This is a genomic window from Vibrio sp. (assembly GCF_038138445.1).
GTDB lineage: Bacteria > Pseudomonadota > Gammaproteobacteria > Enterobacterales > Vibrionaceae > Vibrio.
The window spans coordinates 10,710-27,204 of record NZ_JAYQDQ010000012.1 but is presented as its reverse complement, the minus strand read 5'-3'; the positions used below and the strand labels follow the sequence as shown (position 1 = coordinate 27,204).

General features: G+C 44.6%; 10 protein-coding genes and 2 tRNA genes. 9 read left to right on the top strand and 3 right to left on the bottom strand.

Annotated features, from left to right (window positions below; translation table 11 throughout):
* Nucleotides 1-352 precede the first annotated feature (352 nt).
* The 4 genes from AAFM34_RS05585 to AAFM34_RS05570 all read left to right on the top strand — a co-directional run bounded on the left by AAFM34_RS05585 (nucleotide 353) and on the right by AAFM34_RS05570 (nucleotide 4,738).
* Nucleotides 353-2,665: a methyl-accepting chemotaxis protein gene (locus AAFM34_RS05585; RefSeq protein WP_341660834.1), complete on the top strand. Its 2,313-nt coding sequence runs from the start codon at nucleotides 353-355 to the stop codon at nucleotides 2,663-2,665.
* Between the two features lie 202 nt (nucleotides 2,666-2,867).
* Nucleotides 2,868-2,954 (top strand) — tRNA-Leu (locus AAFM34_RS05580).
* Between the two features lie 36 nt (nucleotides 2,955-2,990).
* A tRNA-Cys gene (locus tag AAFM34_RS05575) sits at nucleotides 2,991-3,064 on the top strand.
* A 297-nt stretch (nucleotides 3,065-3,361) separates the two neighbouring features.
* Nucleotides 3,362-4,738 (top strand): cytochrome P450, encoded by a 1,377-nt coding sequence (locus AAFM34_RS05570; protein WP_341660832.1) that lies wholly within the window; start codon nucleotides 3,362-3,364, stop codon nucleotides 4,736-4,738.
* Between the two features lie 84 nt (nucleotides 4,739-4,822).
* Here AAFM34_RS05570 and AAFM34_RS05565 read toward each other — a convergent pair whose 3' ends face one another.
* The 3 genes from AAFM34_RS05565 to AAFM34_RS05555 all read right to left on the bottom strand — a co-directional run bounded on the left by AAFM34_RS05565 (nucleotide 4,823) and on the right by AAFM34_RS05555 (nucleotide 6,493).
* Nucleotides 4,823-5,983, bottom strand: coding sequence for an MFS transporter (locus tag AAFM34_RS05565; protein ID WP_341660830.1), 1,161 nt, complete (start codon nucleotides 5,981-5,983; stop codon nucleotides 4,823-4,825).
* A gap of 256 nt (nucleotides 5,984-6,239) precedes the next feature.
* Nucleotides 6,240-6,338: a hypothetical protein gene (locus AAFM34_RS05560; protein WP_341660905.1), complete on the bottom strand. Its 99-nt coding sequence runs from the start codon at nucleotides 6,336-6,338 to the stop codon at nucleotides 6,240-6,242.
* A gap of 2 nt (nucleotides 6,339-6,340) precedes the next feature.
* A complete protein-coding gene (locus AAFM34_RS05555; protein ID WP_341660828.1) occupies nucleotides 6,341-6,493 on the bottom strand; it encodes a hypothetical protein in 153 nt (50 codons plus the stop codon).
* Between the two features lie 141 nt (nucleotides 6,494-6,634).
* Between AAFM34_RS05555 and AAFM34_RS05550 the strand changes: the two genes are divergently transcribed.
* The 5 genes from AAFM34_RS05550 to AAFM34_RS05530 are packed head-to-tail and all read left to right on the top strand — an operon-like array spanning nucleotide 6,635 to nucleotide 16,431.
* Complete coding sequence (locus AAFM34_RS05550; RefSeq protein WP_341660826.1) at nucleotides 6,635-8,338, top strand: hypothetical protein; 1,704 nt, start codon at nucleotides 6,635-6,637, stop codon at nucleotides 8,336-8,338.
* Nucleotides 8,335-9,438, top strand: coding sequence for a hypothetical protein (locus AAFM34_RS05545; protein ID WP_341660824.1), 1,104 nt, complete (start codon nucleotides 8,335-8,337; stop codon nucleotides 9,436-9,438). Before AAFM34_RS05550 ends, AAFM34_RS05545 begins: the two co-directional genes overlap by 4 nt.
* A complete protein-coding gene (locus AAFM34_RS05540) occupies nucleotides 9,435-10,586 on the top strand; it encodes a hypothetical protein (RefSeq protein ID WP_341660822.1) in 1,152 nt (383 codons plus the stop codon). Before AAFM34_RS05545 ends, AAFM34_RS05540 begins: the two co-directional genes overlap by 4 nt.
* A complete protein-coding gene (locus AAFM34_RS05535) occupies nucleotides 10,583-11,731 on the top strand; it encodes a hypothetical protein (protein ID WP_341660820.1) in 1,149 nt (382 codons plus the stop codon). Before AAFM34_RS05540 ends, AAFM34_RS05535 begins: the two co-directional genes overlap by 4 nt.
* Nucleotides 11,731-16,431: an OmpA family protein gene (locus AAFM34_RS05530; RefSeq protein ID WP_341660817.1), complete on the top strand. Its 4,701-nt coding sequence runs from the start codon at nucleotides 11,731-11,733 to the stop codon at nucleotides 16,429-16,431. The genes AAFM34_RS05535 and AAFM34_RS05530 overlap by 1 nt, the downstream gene beginning before the upstream one ends.
* Nucleotides 16,432-16,495: the final 64 nt, after the last annotated feature.

Sequence of the window (16,495 nt, the reverse complement as noted above, 5' to 3'; positions counted from 1 at the left end):
TGGTTTTTTTATAGTCGCTAGGTGAGATACGAAAAGATTCACTAATGATGAAGCAAAAAAAAATAGAATATTATCCGGTTTTTTTTGTAAAAAACGCCAAGAAAAGTTACTTACTGTAGAAAAATTAGAGCCATAGCTAGGTTCAATGTCATTGTTTAGCATGAGTATGAAGTATGGTATCGGTGGTTTAATGGAGAGGTAACTGCTGGGTACCAGTGTTAAAAATCTATGTATAAACTTAGAAAATGTCAGGTTATTAAATGATAATAATGACATTGTTATGTTTAGCGTCAAATGGTCTGGGCCCACAATAAAAAAACAGCGTAGATGGATCACCGCATAAGGGCTTGATATGAAAATTGCTACCAAGATAGTTATTGCTTCGACTTTATTATGTAGTGTGGCGGTTGTTGCCACTGGTACATTTGTTGGCTGGAAAGCGTCGACCTTATCAGAACAAGCATTATATCAGCGGGCGATGAGTCAGCTGACTTCCATTCGTGAGAACAAAAAAAGTGAAATAGAGAACTACTTCCAACAGATCCGAGGGCAGATGGTGACGGTTGCCAACTCTATCGGCGTTAGAGATGCGATGGTGGCGTTTTCTGATACATTTGAACGATACCCCGTAGAGCTTGTGAGTTCAGCTGACGTAAATCAGCTTTCAAACTACTATTCATCAGGTTTTGGTGAGACTTACCGTGGTGCAAACGGAGGTCAATCGGCCAATGAGCAAAGAGTTTTATCGAGTTTGTCTGATAAAGCCAAAGCACTTCAGGCTAGATATATTGGGGTGAACCCGAATCCCCTAGGTGAAAAGCATCAGCTCATGGCTGATACTTTGGGCACTGAGTATGATGATGTTCATAAAAAGTATCACCCGAGCATAAAAGGCTTTTTAGAAGAGTTTGGTTACTATGACATTTTCCTTGTCGATACTAGTGGCAACATTGTTTACTCTGTGTTCAAAGAATTAGACTATGCAACTAACTTAAACTCGGGCCCTTACTCATCGACAGGTATCGCCAAAGCATTTAAGCAAGCCTTAAATATAAGTCCTTCTCAATACTACTTAGAAGATTTTGCTCCTTATTTTCCATCATACGAAGCGGCTGCTTCATTCATTGCCACCCCCATCGTTGTGGAAGGGAGCTCAATCGGTGTTCTTATCTTTCAAATGCCTGTTGATAAGATAAACAGCATTATGACATTCGGACAAAACTGGAGCTATGCTGGATTAGGCCAAACAGGAGAAACGTATTTAGTGGGGCCAGATCAGCTACTCAGAAGTGAATCTCGATTTTTACTTGAAGAGCCAGAAAAGTATTTCTTGGAACTAAAAACTCTTGGCGTTCCTGCAGAGACAATACAACAGATAGAGGGAAAATCATCCGCTATTGGCCGTTACAAAGTGAGCAGTGCAAGTGTTAGCGCTGCTTTGGGCGGTAAAAGTGGTACTGATGTTGTGTTGGGCAAAAGGGGTGTCGAGGTTTTATCTGTCTATGCGCCTCTAAATGCCGCAGGCTTAAAGTGGGCGATTGTTACGGAAATTGACAAGAATGAGGCTTTATCAGATTTAGAAGCACTGATTAGTTCGAAATTTACCACAGTGGTTGTCAGTATTGTTGTTGGTGTAATTGTCGCGGTATTCGTGTCTTATTTTCTCGGCAGAAGTATTGCCCAGCCGATCAGTAGAGCGAGTAATAAAATCCAAAATATTAGTAGAGAAAACGATCTTACCGAACGTCTTGATGAAGACGGAAAAGATGAAATGACGGAATTAGCTGTATCTCTCAATTCTTTGTTTGCTCATCTTCAAGACATAATCCGTAAGTTTGCTCAAGCGACCGATGATCTTAATAATAATATTCATAGCATGAGTGGTAGCATGAATAGCACGCGCTCGGCCGTCACTGATCAGAATGAACGTGCCGAGTCTGTTGCAGCGGCAATTAATCAGATGGGTAGCTCTATATCCGAAGTTGCGGAGTTTGCGAGCCGAGCTGCAGAGTTCGTCAAAAATGCAAATGACACTGGTAGTCAGGGTGTCAGTGTGGGCCGGAACTTGGGGGTAGAGATATCTCAACTCAACGAAGAGATGCAAACGGCTGTGAATGCAATTAGCCGTCTAGACAATGAGAGTAACTCAATCGCTGAAGTATTGGATGTGATACAAGGGATTGCGGAGCAAACTAATTTGTTGGCGCTTAATGCTGCTATCGAGGCGGCTCGAGCTGGTGAACAGGGGCGTGGTTTTGCTGTAGTGGCAGACGAAGTACGTAATCTTGCCGGAAGAACTCAGTCTTCGACAGAAGAAATCAGAGAGAAAATCGAATCTTTGCAAAAAGAAACGGGTGATGTCTCGACCAGCATAACTAATGCCAACGAAACAGTGTCAAAAGGTGTGGAAACGTGTGACACAAACGCTCAGATGCTTGAGCAAATAGTGACTATGTTGAATGACCTTAATGAAATGAATGTGCATATAGCTGCCGCCACCGATGAACAACAGTCTGTGACAAGTAAAATCACAAGTAGCATTACTTCAATAGCAGACTCGTCATCGGAAGTAACTAGCCAAGTTCAAGATGTTGATGACATTCTTAAAGGCCTGTCTTCTCAAGCTGAGCAGTTAAACTCGGAGGTCTCACAGTTTAAGTACTAGATCTGTGAATCGGTAAGTTGCCTGCTAGCCTTTGATGAAACTTTGCCCTGTTTGGCTGCCAAATACGCTTCCAAGATGGGTTTTTAACCACTTGAATAAAAAAGACAAAAATTTTATTGACCTGACATCACAATAGGTTAAAGTACGCCTCGTTCCAGCGGCACAGCCCGCTGAGATGGTGTTACCATCGCATTGTTGCGTTGCCCTGGTGGTGGAATTGGTAGACACAAGGGATTTAAAATCCCTCGGCGTTCGCGCTGTGCCGGTTCAAGTCCGGCCCGGGGCACCATCTAAATTTCCTTTTCGGAAAAGAAACATAAAATAAGGCGCGTTGGCAGAGTGGCTATGCAGCGGATTGCAAATCCGTGGACCTCGGTTCGACTCCGGGACGCGCCTCCATTTTATCCCCATCAACATTTATAAGCACATTCGTTCTCCCTCATGTTCACCCTTAGAGATAATTTTCCTTGGCGCTTAACAGAGTATACGCTCCAGCTATAAAACAAAACTGCTCTTCACGTTCATGTCGTAATCCTTACTACTCTAATTTCAGGCCATCGCTTTCGCTCAATTCATAAATCATTTAGATGACATTTCTGTCATTATTTTTTCATGATTTTTATAAATTTGTTACTGAAAACATTGGGTATAATTGTACGTGACTAATAATATCTTGATGAAACTAAGGAAATTGAGATGCAAAAAATTGGGCAGCTGCCAATGCCACCTACGGCGGGTATCTTGGGACATGTTAGCTATTTAAAGAAAACCAATGTACATCAGCAGATGTTGGCCTGGATACAAGAATATGGCGCTCAGTTTCGTATAAAACTTGGTCTAAAAGATGTTCTTGTGTTATCTGAACCTGCCCAAATTAAGTCGATATTAAAGTCTCGACCCAGTGAGTTTCGCCGTTTAAAAAGTATTGAAAGTGTGTTTGATGAAGTTGGGCTAAATGGTATTTTTTCTTCTGAGGATGAAAGGTGGAAACACCATCGAAAACTGACGGAGCCGATGTTTCAACCCAGTCACTTAAAACACTTTTACCCTAACTTATGCATGATTACAGAACGTTTGATAAAGCGTTTTGAAGCCTTGTCAGAATCTGGCGAGGTTGTTGAATTAGTTAATGAGTTTAAAAAATATACCGTGGATGTCACTTCACTCTTGGCTTTTGGTGAAGATTTTAACTCAATTGAGCGAGGGGATACTTCAGTCAGAGATTGTATCCAGCGCGTATTCCCTGTGGTAAATCTACGATGTAAGTCTCCTATACCTTTATGGCGTTTTTTCAAAACCAGTAAAGATAGGGAGTTTGATGCCAGTCTGGAGGAGATCAAGCAGTTTGTTTCCGAATGCATAGGGAAGCAACGTATTCGTTTGAGGGAAGAACCTAATCTTAAAGATTCACCAGAAAATATGCTGCAAATTATGTTATTGGAGCAGGAACAGGACACGTCCTTAACTGATGAAGATATCGTTGCGAATGCGATTACTGTCTTGCTAGCTGGAGAGGATACCACCGCGAATACGCTCGCTTGGATGGCATTTTTAGTCAGTAACGATAATGATAGCGAGATTGCCCTGCATAATGAACTTGATGAAACTGGTAATACTAAAGTATTAGAGTGGCCGATTGCTCGGCTGCCTTATGTAACCGCGATCATGTACGAAGCAATGCGTTTGAAGCCTGTTGCTCCGCAACTTTATTTAGAACCTAACCATGATACTGACATTGGTGGGGTAGAGGTTAAAAAAGGCACCCCCATTTTTGCTATGCTCCATGCTAGTGGCTTTGATCCTGACTTATTTGAGAAACCTACCTCGTTTGATCCCAATCGGTGGATAGACAAGACCGGAGCTTCCTTTTCAAACGTGCAACCGTTTGGCGGGGGGGCTAGGCTGTGCCCTGGGCGATCATTGGCGATTATGGAAATGAAATTAGCCTTTCATGCATTGTTTAAAGAATTTAGTGTTGAGCCACAGCAAAAGCCGGAAAGGGTTACTGAGCAATTTGCTTTCACTATGTCACCTGTTGGATTTAAAGTGAAAATAAAGAAAGCCGTCGAGTAGTGCACGAGTTACTGAGCAATGATCCATCGAAAATTTGCTGATGAATCATTGCTTCATTTTTAGATTAGCAAGAGACAGTTCAACTTATTCCCCAGCTACCACATGATTGTTGAACTTTAAGCTTGCAGCAAGCATGTATAGACAAGTTGCAAGCAAAATAGAGAACAAATATCCCAGTAAAGAGTGTTCTTGAGACATATACTGGTCAGCAATAACAGGGCCTAATACTGAGCCTATGCTATAGCTAAACAACATGACTTGAGTTGCTGATACTATGTATTTTGCGTCTAAATTGTCACAGCCAAGGTTGATGGCGATTGGATACAAAGCAAACGCAGCCATACCAAGCAAAAATAGCCCTAATGCCATTAAGCGCAGATCGTCATCAAACATAACCAAGCTAACCGCTAGAGTGCCTAGTAGACAGAAAAATGCCATTAATAGTGTACGGCCTAAATATTTTGACATCCAAGGCACTATGGGCTGCACCAGCATACCGCCGAGTATGATAAGCGCCATCAGTGAGCCTATATCAGAGTTTTCAATTCCCTGTTCTGCAAGCTCAAGTGGCATCATGCCATAAACAGCGCCGAGAATGAGCCCAGATACTATGCTACCAATAATGGCGGCATGGTTGAGCTTGAAAATTTGCTTAGCTGTTAAATGTTCAATGGACTCGGACTGAGGCTGCTCACATCGTCCAAATAAAACAACAGCAATAGATGAGCAAACCAAGACGCCAATGATGAGAAAAGGCAGATAACCACCGATACCCACATAGCTTATCCCCAGTTGTCCAATTGCGCTGCCACCATAAAGCGCTGCCATATATAAACCGAGACGCTTAGCTCTAGCCTTTGGAGAGCCTTGCAGTAACCAAGATTCTACGACGACAAAGATACCAGCAACAGAGAAGCCTGCCACCAGACGAGCGACTAACCAGACAGATGAATGTGCCAAAATCGGCAAAACTAGACTTGTAATGGCAAATACTGCCAAACACAGGCCTAGTGTATGCTTGTGACCCAAGCGACTCACTATAGGCTCAATAATGATCGCTCCAAGCAAAAGACCAACATAAAACACACTTGCTAGCCAACTCGCTAATGAGCTGTCCAGCCCATAGTAAGGTAGCATCAGTGGGATCAGACTCATTAAATAGCCTGAAGCTACCGCATAAAGAGCCAGCGCAATAACAGGGGTTGAAATGCGAGCTTTTGCTGCAGGAGCAAGAATGTTTTCCAATGTCGTAGCCTCTTAATATAAGTCATAGTTAATAAATTTGGCGCGACTATGAGGCTATTTGTACTTTGGGTAAAACGAATAATTTTGGTCGTTTCGATAAAAATTTTTTTTCGAAGCGTTTTATGAGCAAAAATAAAGAAAAGACCATATAAATTAAACTTAATTTGACCTTATCTAGAATAAATTCTGGTGTTTTTAACATCTCCAAATCATCGCTAAGCCATTGCTTAAATTGATTTTTAGGCAGTACAACATTTTAAGAGCTGGCCCTTTTACCACGTTTGAACAGCATTATTGCTGGAATGCGTCTAATCTGGTGTCTAGATGCTAGGTTTGTCTGACTTTCAGTATCTATTTTTACAAATCGAACGCTTTTTGTTCGCTGGTTGTAATTTCAGCGATATCCGATGATGTGACTCGTGTCCAAAACGTCAAAATCCTTAATAAATCCGGCACTTTACCTATTGATTTAGTAAGAATGCCAGCCGCCTTTCTTGTAGAATACCCCACAGAGTTTGTCTTTTTTCAAGCACCTAGGTGTGTCGGTATCTAATGGATGGACAAACAATAGGTAGGGCTAGGTCGCGCTGACTGAATCCCCATAAGCGAATATTGCCCGCTTAAGGTGATAACTATGTTTTGGAGTAAGTAATGAGATTAAGTTGTCGGTTTATTTTAGCGAATCAGCTCAAGCCTGAGCACCTGTCCTATATTGTGTTACCAGAAAAAGTGCCGTGGCAAATGCGGACCTACAAAAACGCCAGTGAGGTTCACGCCTTGTTGCCGGCTTTTTTGCAGCGTTCTCTTGAGCCTTATAAGAAACGAGATCTAGCTTCATATCTTGAACGATTAAAAGGGGAGCTTAAAAAAGGCCAGTCGGTGGCGCTCTCTATGTCCCCTCATTCTTCGCCTGTGTCGGCCAATCAATTAAGCAGCGTGCCACTTTTGGCAAAAAAAGTCGCAGAGCTTCAAGAAGCGCCCGTCACCTATCGAAAAGCAAACTACGCGCCAATTACCGATAACACAACGCTCGCACGCTCTATTACTTATGTTCCCGTCGAACCGACCCCAGAGCGTAAAATCGTGGTTGAATTCGCTGGGCAATGGAGAAACACACCAGCTTATTTATCCCTGAGTCAGACCAGTAAGCAACACAATGCTAAGGCCAGTCCAAAGCGCGATAGAGAAACGTCTCACCGAAGTCTTGCTACTTTTAAGGGATTAGAGACTGAAAGCAGAAGTTTGTATCTCAACATTCCCTGCTCAGGACTCGCTCCGATCCAGCTAAAGTTAGCCGATGATATTGAGCCTGTAGAAAAAGAAGCCCAAATGGGCGAATGGGATAACGTACTCATCCCTGTTTTGCCCGTTGTTAAGAACAGCAGTGGTATGGCCCTGCGTGATAAAGGCTATATCTATATCGTTTGGAATAACAAGGTATGGCGAGAGTTAGCCATTCAGCCCAATGGCTATTTTCGTGATATAAACCTTGACTACTATCAGCAGAAAGAACTCACTTTCCGCCACCTTAATATTGATCTAAGTACAGTACTTAACGATCATCACTACGGTTCGGAGCCATTTGAGATCAAACAAAATGGCAAAGTGGTGTGTCGCAGTGAGCTGTCCGAAAATGAAACCGAGCGTGTGTTTGGTTTAGTCGAAGAAGAGGTTGAACTTGTCTTCCCCCATTTAGACCTAGAGCCGATAACCTTAAAAACCCTGCCAAGCCCACACAGAGTCGATCAAGGCAATCAACGAAAGCCCGATGGGGTGCCATTGCCCCATATTTGGGTTCCCTACAAACTCAAAGGTGCGGTGCAAGATTCGTTGTTTTTGCACTACAGCGAACAAGCGCTAAGTAAAGACCAAGTCATGGCTCTTGAAGCTGACCCTGCCTCTTGCGCGATACCACTCAGTGATCTGAGTCAATACAGTGAGAGCCAAGCCTTTTCTGAATCAGGAGACAAGGTTCTATGTTTGTCGCATCCGGCCCAAGGCGCAAGTGGAGGTGCATTACTTGACGCGCAGCACAAAACCAATATTGCAGGGGTTAATATGCCTAATTCCGGTGGACTAGTGATTGAGTATCGTAAAGAGCTGCTCGCGGATGAAACCGATGATTTCTTTGAGTTGAAAAATAGTGAATTTGAGTGGTCTTCACGGGCGTATTTCCGCTCTGCTGCAACCAATGAGCAAGGCAATTTGCTGCTAAGGTTTGCCGCGCCGCCTCCTGAAGTCAAACAGGTGGATATTTTACGGGCAGCGCATAGCGATCATGGTCGCGGCGTCCAGCACTATGTGTTGGTCGAAGCCAATGTGCCGGTTTCTGAACTTATAGGACAACAACAATGAATAAATGGTTTATCGGTTTGATCTTGGCCGCCCAGTTGGTTGGGTGCGGCGCTGAATCTGACCAAGAAAACACGCCGCCTCGTCAATATACTAAGCAAGAATTGTACCCCGATCGCCACTATGTGACGGAAAACAATTGGTATGAAATGGTAGACAGCGAAAAAATTCACTTTATCGATGGTAAGGATCGCAGCCAAATTCAACCCTTCCCCAAATATTATATTTACCGCGCTAAAGAGTGGCCGAGAGAAGATCTCAATGATGCCAGCTCTTATGATTTGCCTAGGGTTCAATTTTACTGGGCCAATATGGGCGATAAGAACGACCCCATGTACACCGCCTATGAAGGGCAAACTAAAATCTGGAGCATGAAAACCGATGGCACGGACTTGCGCTTAGTGCTGGATAATATGACTACAGGCGGCTACGGGAAAATGGTGCGCTCGCCAGATAACCGCTACCTTGCCTACGGTAACGGCGACGAAAAACGGGTGTACGATTTACAAACTGGTGAGACTTATTCATTGGCCGAGAATTATGGTGTTCCACGTTTTGTTTGGTCCGAAGACAGTAAAACACTGTACTTTACCGATACTAAAGACCTTATTTATAAATGGGATATTGAAACCAAACAAGTAGTGCCGTCCGATCTTCCAATGACGGATACCAATGTGTTTTATCAAGGTAACCTATACTCAGTAAAACATTTTGGAGTAATAAAGTATGCAGGGCTTTCGAACCAAAAGATGAAACAAGTCTCTTGGGGTAAAGAGCTAAGTGTCGCTGATGCCCGATCGTTGGACCGTTCTATTAGCCCCACGGGTAAATATGCATGGGCTATCAATAGAACACATCTTTTTAAAGTTGATATGGAGAAAGGAACGGCGCAAATGATTAAATCGGGCATGATGCCTTATATTTTAGGCCTTAATGGCCGTTTTGGTGGCAGCAAGCATATGACCACCTTTGCCGTAAGAGACTATCAAACCGATAAAGAATGGGAATGGCGGCCATTGGGTATGAACCGAACCATAAAGCATAATAGCTTATATAATGCCTTTGCCAATAATGGCCTCTGGTTTAAGGAGGCGAAAGCATGATGCACACCGAAAAACGCCGCGCTACTCCCTACAGGACAACAACAATGAACAAATGGTTGATCGGTTTGATCTTGGCCGCCCAGTTGGTTGGGTGCGGCGCTGAATCTGACCAAGAAAACACGCCGCCTCGTCAATATACTAAGCAAGAATTGTACCCCGATCGCCACTATGTGACGGAAAACAATTGGTATGAAATGGTAGACAGCGAAAAAATTCACTTTATCGATGGTAAGGATCGTAGCCAAATTCAACCTTTTCCCAAATATTATATTTACCGCGCTAAAGAATGGCCGAGAGAAGATCTCAACGATGCCAGCTCTTATGATTTGCCTCGGGTTCAATTTTACTGGGCCAATATGGGCGATAAGCATGACCCCATGTACACCGCCTATGAAGGGCAAACCAAAATCTGGAGCATGAAAACTGATGGCACTGACTTGCGCTTAGTGTTGGATAATATGACCGTCGGCGGCTACGGGAAAATGGTGCGCTCGCCAGATAACCGTTATCTTGCGTATGGCAATGGGGACGAAAAGCGGGTGTACGATTTAAAAACCCGTGAGACCTATTCATTGGCCCACGGCTACGGCATGCCGCGCTTTGTTTGGACCGAAGACAGTAAAACGCTTTACTTCGCTGATACCAAAAGCCTTATCTATAAATGGGATATTGAAACCAAACAGGTGGTGCCGTCCGATCTTCCAATGACGGATACCAATGTGTTTTACGACGGAAACTTCTACTCTGTAAAATCAGCTGGCGCAGTTAGGTATCGAGGTGCCTCCAATGACATCGTTAAAAAAGTCACTTGGTTTAAAGGGCTTGATGTTGATGATGCAAGTTCTCTAAATCGTTCTATTAGCCCAACCGGCAAATATGCTTGGGCGGCCAGTCGAAAATATCACTTTAAAGCTGATATAGAAAAAGAAACGTCGCAAAGAATGAAATCGAGCATGATGCCTTATATTTTAGGCCTCAATGGCCGCTTTGGTGGCAGCAAACATATGACCACCTTTACCGTAAGAGACTATCAAACAGACAAAGCATGGCAATGGCGGCCATTGGGTATGAACCGAACCATAAAGTATAATAGCCTGTATAATGCCTTTGCCAATAATGGCCTCTGGTTTAAGGAGGCGAAAGCATGATGCACACCGAAAAACGCCGCGCTACTCCCTACAGGACAACAACAATGAACAAATGGTTGATCGGTTTGATCTTGGCCGCCCAGTTGGTTGGGTGCGGCGCTGAATCTGACCAAGAAAACACGCCGCCTCGTCAATATACCAAACAAGAATTGTATCCCGATCGCCACTATGTGACGGAAAACAATTGGTATGAAATGATAGAGAGTGAAGATATTTATTATAAAGACGGCGTAAAGCGTGCTCAGATACAACCTTTTCCCAAATATTATATTTATCGCGCTAAAGAGTGGCCGAGAGAAGATCTCAATGATGCCAGCTCCTATGATTTGCCTCGGGTTCAATTTTATTGGGCCAATATGGGCGATAAGCACGACCCCATGTACACCGCCTATGAAGGTCAAACCAAAATCTGGAGCATGAAAACCGATGGTACTGATTTGCGCTTAGTGTTGGATAATATGACCACAGGAGGCTACGGGAAAATGGTGCGCTCGCCAGATAATCGCTACCTTGCCTACGGTAACGGCGACGAAAAACGGGTGTACGATTTAAAAACTGGTCAGACTTATTCATTGGCCGATTGGTCAGGGGTTCCGCGTTTTGTTTGGACCGAAGACAGTAAAACACTGTATTTTACTGATACTAAAGATTTTATTTATAAATGGGATATTGAAACCAAGGAGGTTGTACCGTCTGAGCTTAAAATGACGGATACCAATGTGTTTTATGAAGGTAATTTCTATTCTGTAAAAGCGGCAGGGGTCGTTATGTACCGAGGTGCTTCCAATGAAATTGGAAAAAAAGTCACGTGGTTTAAAGGGCTTGATGTGGAAGATGCAATCTCTCTCGATCGATCCATTAGTCCAACCGGTAAATATGCTTGGGCTATCAATAGAACACATCTTTTTAAAGTTGATATGGAAAAAGAAACGGTACAAATGATCAAATCAGGCATGATGCCTTATATTTTAGGCCTTAATGGCCGTTTTGGTGGCAGCAAACATATGACTACTTTTACCGTAAAAGACTATCAAACCGGTAAGGCATGGCAGTGGCGGCCATTGGGTATGAATCGAACCATAAAGTATAATAGCCTGTATAATGCCTTTGCCAATAATGGCCTCTGGTTTAAGGAGGCGAAATAATGGTTAAGCAATATACCGATGAATATTTTTTATTTGGTACCTACTTTCACACCTCGGTGAATGAGTCTGGAGACCGCTTCTTTGACGAATGGCATCAATCTGCTGGTCTTACCGCCGAAGAGTCGCTGAGCGAAAAAATTCGCCCTATCCCTTATGCGCCAGTCATGGTTAATGCATTAACCGAGGTCGATAATCGCCAGCTTTGGGCCACCAATCATATTGGTAAACTGATGAACTTAGGCCTTGGCCAGCCAAGTAGTGATGTTCTAGTCCCTGAGCCGGAAAACCAGCAAATGGCCGATACCACAGACCTCATTTTATTACACCATGGCTCGCGGGTAACCCGCCTAAATAGTCAAGATTATGAGCTGAGTTTTCCGCCAGTTAAGTTATTGGCGCATTTAATCAGTGATACCGCCATTTCAGTCACGCGGTTAGGCGGCGCGCTAAAATCCTTGGCAAAAGAAGTATTGCCACAGTATCAAGGTGTAAGCTTTACCCCAACGCAAATTTTGCCAAGTCAGCTTGCCCCTGCCTATCAAACCAGTACTGGTCGCCCCTTAACCGAGGAGCAGCAGGCGTATAATCACTGGCGAGAAGAGAAAATGGCCGCGCCAGAAACGCCCATTAAAGGCTTTGTGGTGCCAAGCTATCATACGTTGGCTGTGGTATTTAGTGACCCGCTGTATAATGGCGCTGAGGTGTCGCTGATTCGGCCAATCGACGATATTGATGCTGAAAATCCACAGGACGCCAGCGAAGATGTGGTGGCGAGCGCTTGGGTAACGAAAGTAGAAAGAAAAGGCAATCAAGACTATTTGCCGTGCGCCTTATTTAATCTTGACCCTGAAGAGATAGACACTGGCTTTTATTTACTGCGAATTAAATTTTGGCAGCAAGAATATGAGCAAGCCAATCAAGGCGCTAAGCTTCCAGATAGCGTCACCAAAAGTAACCTCAGTCATGACTTTAGCTCCAGAACTGGTGTTGAAAGTGACGGACAAAATGTCTACTCCTATGAGCTGCATGAACGCTTGGTGTTTCGCGCCAACGGTGGGTTGGGTAAAATTGCTTATGTGTGCGGCGATATGCTCTCGCTTGAAGAGCTAATCATCCATCAATTTCCTAACCAACTGCCGGAATATAAAGACTACCTTAGTGAAGGTCAGTTCTATCAGGCCGATGCGGTGGCGGGCATTGGCGCGTTTTCTCTTTCCACCCAAGCGATCAAAACCTATGAGTCGCTGGCAAGCGATGTGAGCCTAATGGATGGCCTTGCGTTCATCGAGGCACCGGCTGAAATTGCCGCCACCATAGGCAGTGCGTTTAAAGATAACATCGACAAAGAGTTTATTCCTAGCATCATCAACGCTGGAATCGCCTTTAGAGAAGCGGTATCGGCCAATCGCGAGGCGTTTAAAACGTGGAACCAAGCCCAGCATATTGCGCGGCGAAACCTCACCTTTGAACAAACGCTGGCGCTGATTTTTAAAAAGAAGGTGGTTGATGGCGCTTACCTAACGCGTGAGCTAGAGGCGATGAAAACCCTCTACCAAAACAAAAAGTACACCCGAGTGATAGGGCGGTTGTCTCAATCATGGGGGCTAATCGCTTCCAAAGGATTGCCAGCTCTTAATACTGCCGCTGAGATGATGGCGTTTTATAATCAGTATCAAAGCTTTTCCGAAATGAAAGACAGCGCCAACAGTGCGTTTAAACAGCTTGAGCAGTTGTCACAAAGTTACTTACAGCAAGTGACCTTTGTGCGCAAATCAGACCAAAAAACCAAATGGCAGAGTAAAGCCGAATCGTTGCAGGAGCTGCTTGGAGAGGAGGCGCGTATTCGCGTTGACAAGCAAGGCATTGCGGTCAATCTTAACTTCCAATTTAACTCGGCTGAGGTCAGTAATCAGCAGCATCCCCTGAACAGTGATTTTGACCGCCTTTGTGAGAATTTGTGCCAATTGTTAGAAGCGAATCTAAGTTATCAGGTGGTGATTGAGGGGCACGCAGGGCCAATAGGCAGTGAGAAAAACAATCAAAAGCTGTCTAAGTGGCGAGCGCAGCACGTCACCGAGAAAATAGTCAGTTATGCCCAAGATAGCCAAGCGCTCGAAAAGCGCATTCATTATGTCTATTTTGGCAGTACGCGCCGTTACTACGACGATGAAAGCCAATATCAAGACCACGATGACCGCTCCGACAGTGCAGACATTGCCATTGACCGCCGAGTAGAAGTGCGTTTAGTGGTCCCTGATTTTGCCGTGTCTTTACCCCCAAGTCGCACAGGTTCGCTCAAACTAGAGAGCTTGCATCAGCTATGGCAGGGCTACTTGATAGGCGCAGACAAACAGCAAGGTGACATGCTGCAATCGGCGATTGGTGCGCTGTGCGGTATCGCTATGTTTACCCCGCTTGCGCCGGCGGCAGGTGCCTATTTTATCGGCTCAACCGGCTTGGATGTGTTAGACACCGCCTTCACCTTGCTCGATGAAATGAATAGTTCAAGAGTGTACACCTCGTTTAAAGAGGCGTTTGAGAAGAAAAGTGAACTTAAAACACTGGGTAAAATCAACCGCAACATCATTCAGCAATATCTTAACATCGATGAAAAGATTGAAGCTCAAGAACTCAATGCCGAGCAATTGGCCGACCATCTAAACAATCAAGACTTACCAAAAGAGCTACTAAAGCGTTTTCTTCTCAGAGCCTATGCGATTAATAGCTTGGTTGAGCTGTTGACGCGTATCCGTCTAAAAGAGGCCTTTAGCCCCTTTGCGACGCGCGGCAGTATTGTCAGGGATTACCAGCTTGACCATTTTATTGAATCCTATGTGATGAATGACAACTGGGAAATTCCCGAGCATAATTACAATACGCTCGCGCACAATTGGCTCAATCGTTTCTCTTCGTCATCATATCGCCGCGACCCTTATTATGTCAGTAGAAGGAGCATCAGCGGCGCATTTCATACCGGCTTTCCTGTCCAAACCGCCATTTACCTCGACAAAGGCGAAAAAGCGCTTGAGAAATTCAGCAAAGACTTTGATATGTCTAAGCCCGATTTAACGGCGGCGGATGTGGGTTTTAGCCGCCTTTTGGTGTTTGATGACCAGACTAACGCTTGGCTGTCTCACGCCGATTGGCTCAAGCAGCAACGCACTTTAAATAAGCCTAGCGCTGGGAAAATAGGGCCGTTTACACGGGTTAAAATTCAGGTACTGCTCACCGCAGCGGCCTCAGATGACAGCAAAACGCTCTTTCATTGCGACCTCTCTTATGAGGTGTCTCGCTTGTTGTTTGATATTGAAGGTCCTTCATACAGTTTGCTCATGGGGCCAAAGCAGCAAAGCGATTTTACCTTACAAGATAGCCAGCTTGAGGACTATTTTGCCAAACAGGGCAAGGAGACATTGACGGGATTTGAATTTGAGCCGACCTATTGGTTCGGCGCATTAGAAATACCTGGGCTAAAGCCCTTATACCAAACCAACCTTATCGAGGATATTCGTTCACTCACCGATGAAAATGGGGCGTTTGATTTGTGGGTTGAAAGTAATGGCGCTCACCAGTTGGAATACTTGTTTAAGCTCAATGGTAAGATTGTTCTCGCGACAAGGCCAGATACACAAGTTATGACCTTGACGCGCGAGGTGCCTGCAAGGGATGCCCGTTTTGATTATGGCGTGTTTGACGAATCACAAAGTAAAGCGCTGTATGATGGCCAGCACATGCAGAAGGTACGCCTAAAAGGGTCCGATCTCTTGATTGAAGACTTTATTACCAGCCCATCGGTTAACCAAAGAGAAAACACCCCTCCAATTGTGGGTGGCGACTTGATAGTGCTCCCTGCGCTGAAAGTCGGCTCTGAGCTGAAGTTTTTCAAGCAAGGCACCCGCAGTTCAATGTCGTTTGATCAAGGTATTGCTTTTGATAGCGATAGTTTCGATTGGTCGAAAGAAACACCCTCATCCTTATATGTTGCCGTGATCTCGGACGAGTTTGAGAAAGAGACCTATCAAACCATGCATCTTGATCCTATGAGCGTCCCTGTGGAAATGCAGCTTGGCGGGCTTGATAAATGTGCGGGGCCGAAAATGGCCAGTCGAATGCATTACGTCGGTCAGGCTGAGGTTGGGATAGAGCGGCCCGCCACCAGCCCTTATGAAACGCCAAGTTATATGATGACATGGAAAAAAAGTGAGCCAGAGGACAACGAGACCTTAGAGGCCGATCTTGTCAGCTTTGCAAGTCAGGCACTAGAGCAAATCAGCCAAGAACGTGAAGAGCTAAAAGACAGACTCATGGGTTGCGGTGATAAATTTGTTCATGTGATGAAATTTGACCTTGCTTATGTTGCGCCAAACGGTCGAAAACTCAATGGGCTGCGTCCTTTTGGTGACATAGTGGCAAAAGGTGGCTTAACACGTTCAGAAATTACCCTGCTCAGTGTAGCGCAGCGTGATGTCGCGACAGAGTTTGAGCTGGGAATACAGCCAATAGCGCTTCCGGCGTCAAAGTCACTCGTTGCTGGTATGCCATGGTCGCAAAATATCGAGCGCGAGCAGATATACAATGAATCCGCCGCCCGTCACTGGCGCACCCTTACCGACGAGCAAAAACGCAGCGAATGGCTAGAAAACTGGATCACTAAAGAAACCATTTCACTCGAAGCCCCCGTCGCCGAGCTTAAGGTTTAAACCTCCAAAATAAGACGATAGAAACCCAAAGCCGCATCTCAGTTGAGATGCGGTTTTTTTAATT

Coding starts and splice junctions, on each gene's coding strand:
- AAFM34_RS05540 (WP_341660822.1), top strand. CDS start 9,435: ATGATGCACACCGAAAAACGCCGCGCTACTCCCTACAGGACAACAACA.
- AAFM34_RS05545 (WP_341660824.1), top strand. CDS start 8,335: ATGAATAAATGGTTTATCGGTTTGATCTTGGCCGCCCAGTTGGTTGGG.
- AAFM34_RS05530 (WP_341660817.1), top strand. CDS start 11,731: ATGGTTAAGCAATATACCGATGAATATTTTTTATTTGGTACCTACTTT.
- AAFM34_RS05585 (WP_341660834.1), top strand. CDS start 353: ATGAAAATTGCTACCAAGATAGTTATTGCTTCGACTTTATTATGTAGT.
- AAFM34_RS05550 (WP_341660826.1), top strand. CDS start 6,635: ATGAGATTAAGTTGTCGGTTTATTTTAGCGAATCAGCTCAAGCCTGAG.
- AAFM34_RS05570 (WP_341660832.1), top strand. CDS start 3,362: ATGCAAAAAATTGGGCAGCTGCCAATGCCACCTACGGCGGGTATCTTG.
- AAFM34_RS05535 (WP_341660820.1), top strand. CDS start 10,583: ATGATGCACACCGAAAAACGCCGCGCTACTCCCTACAGGACAACAACA.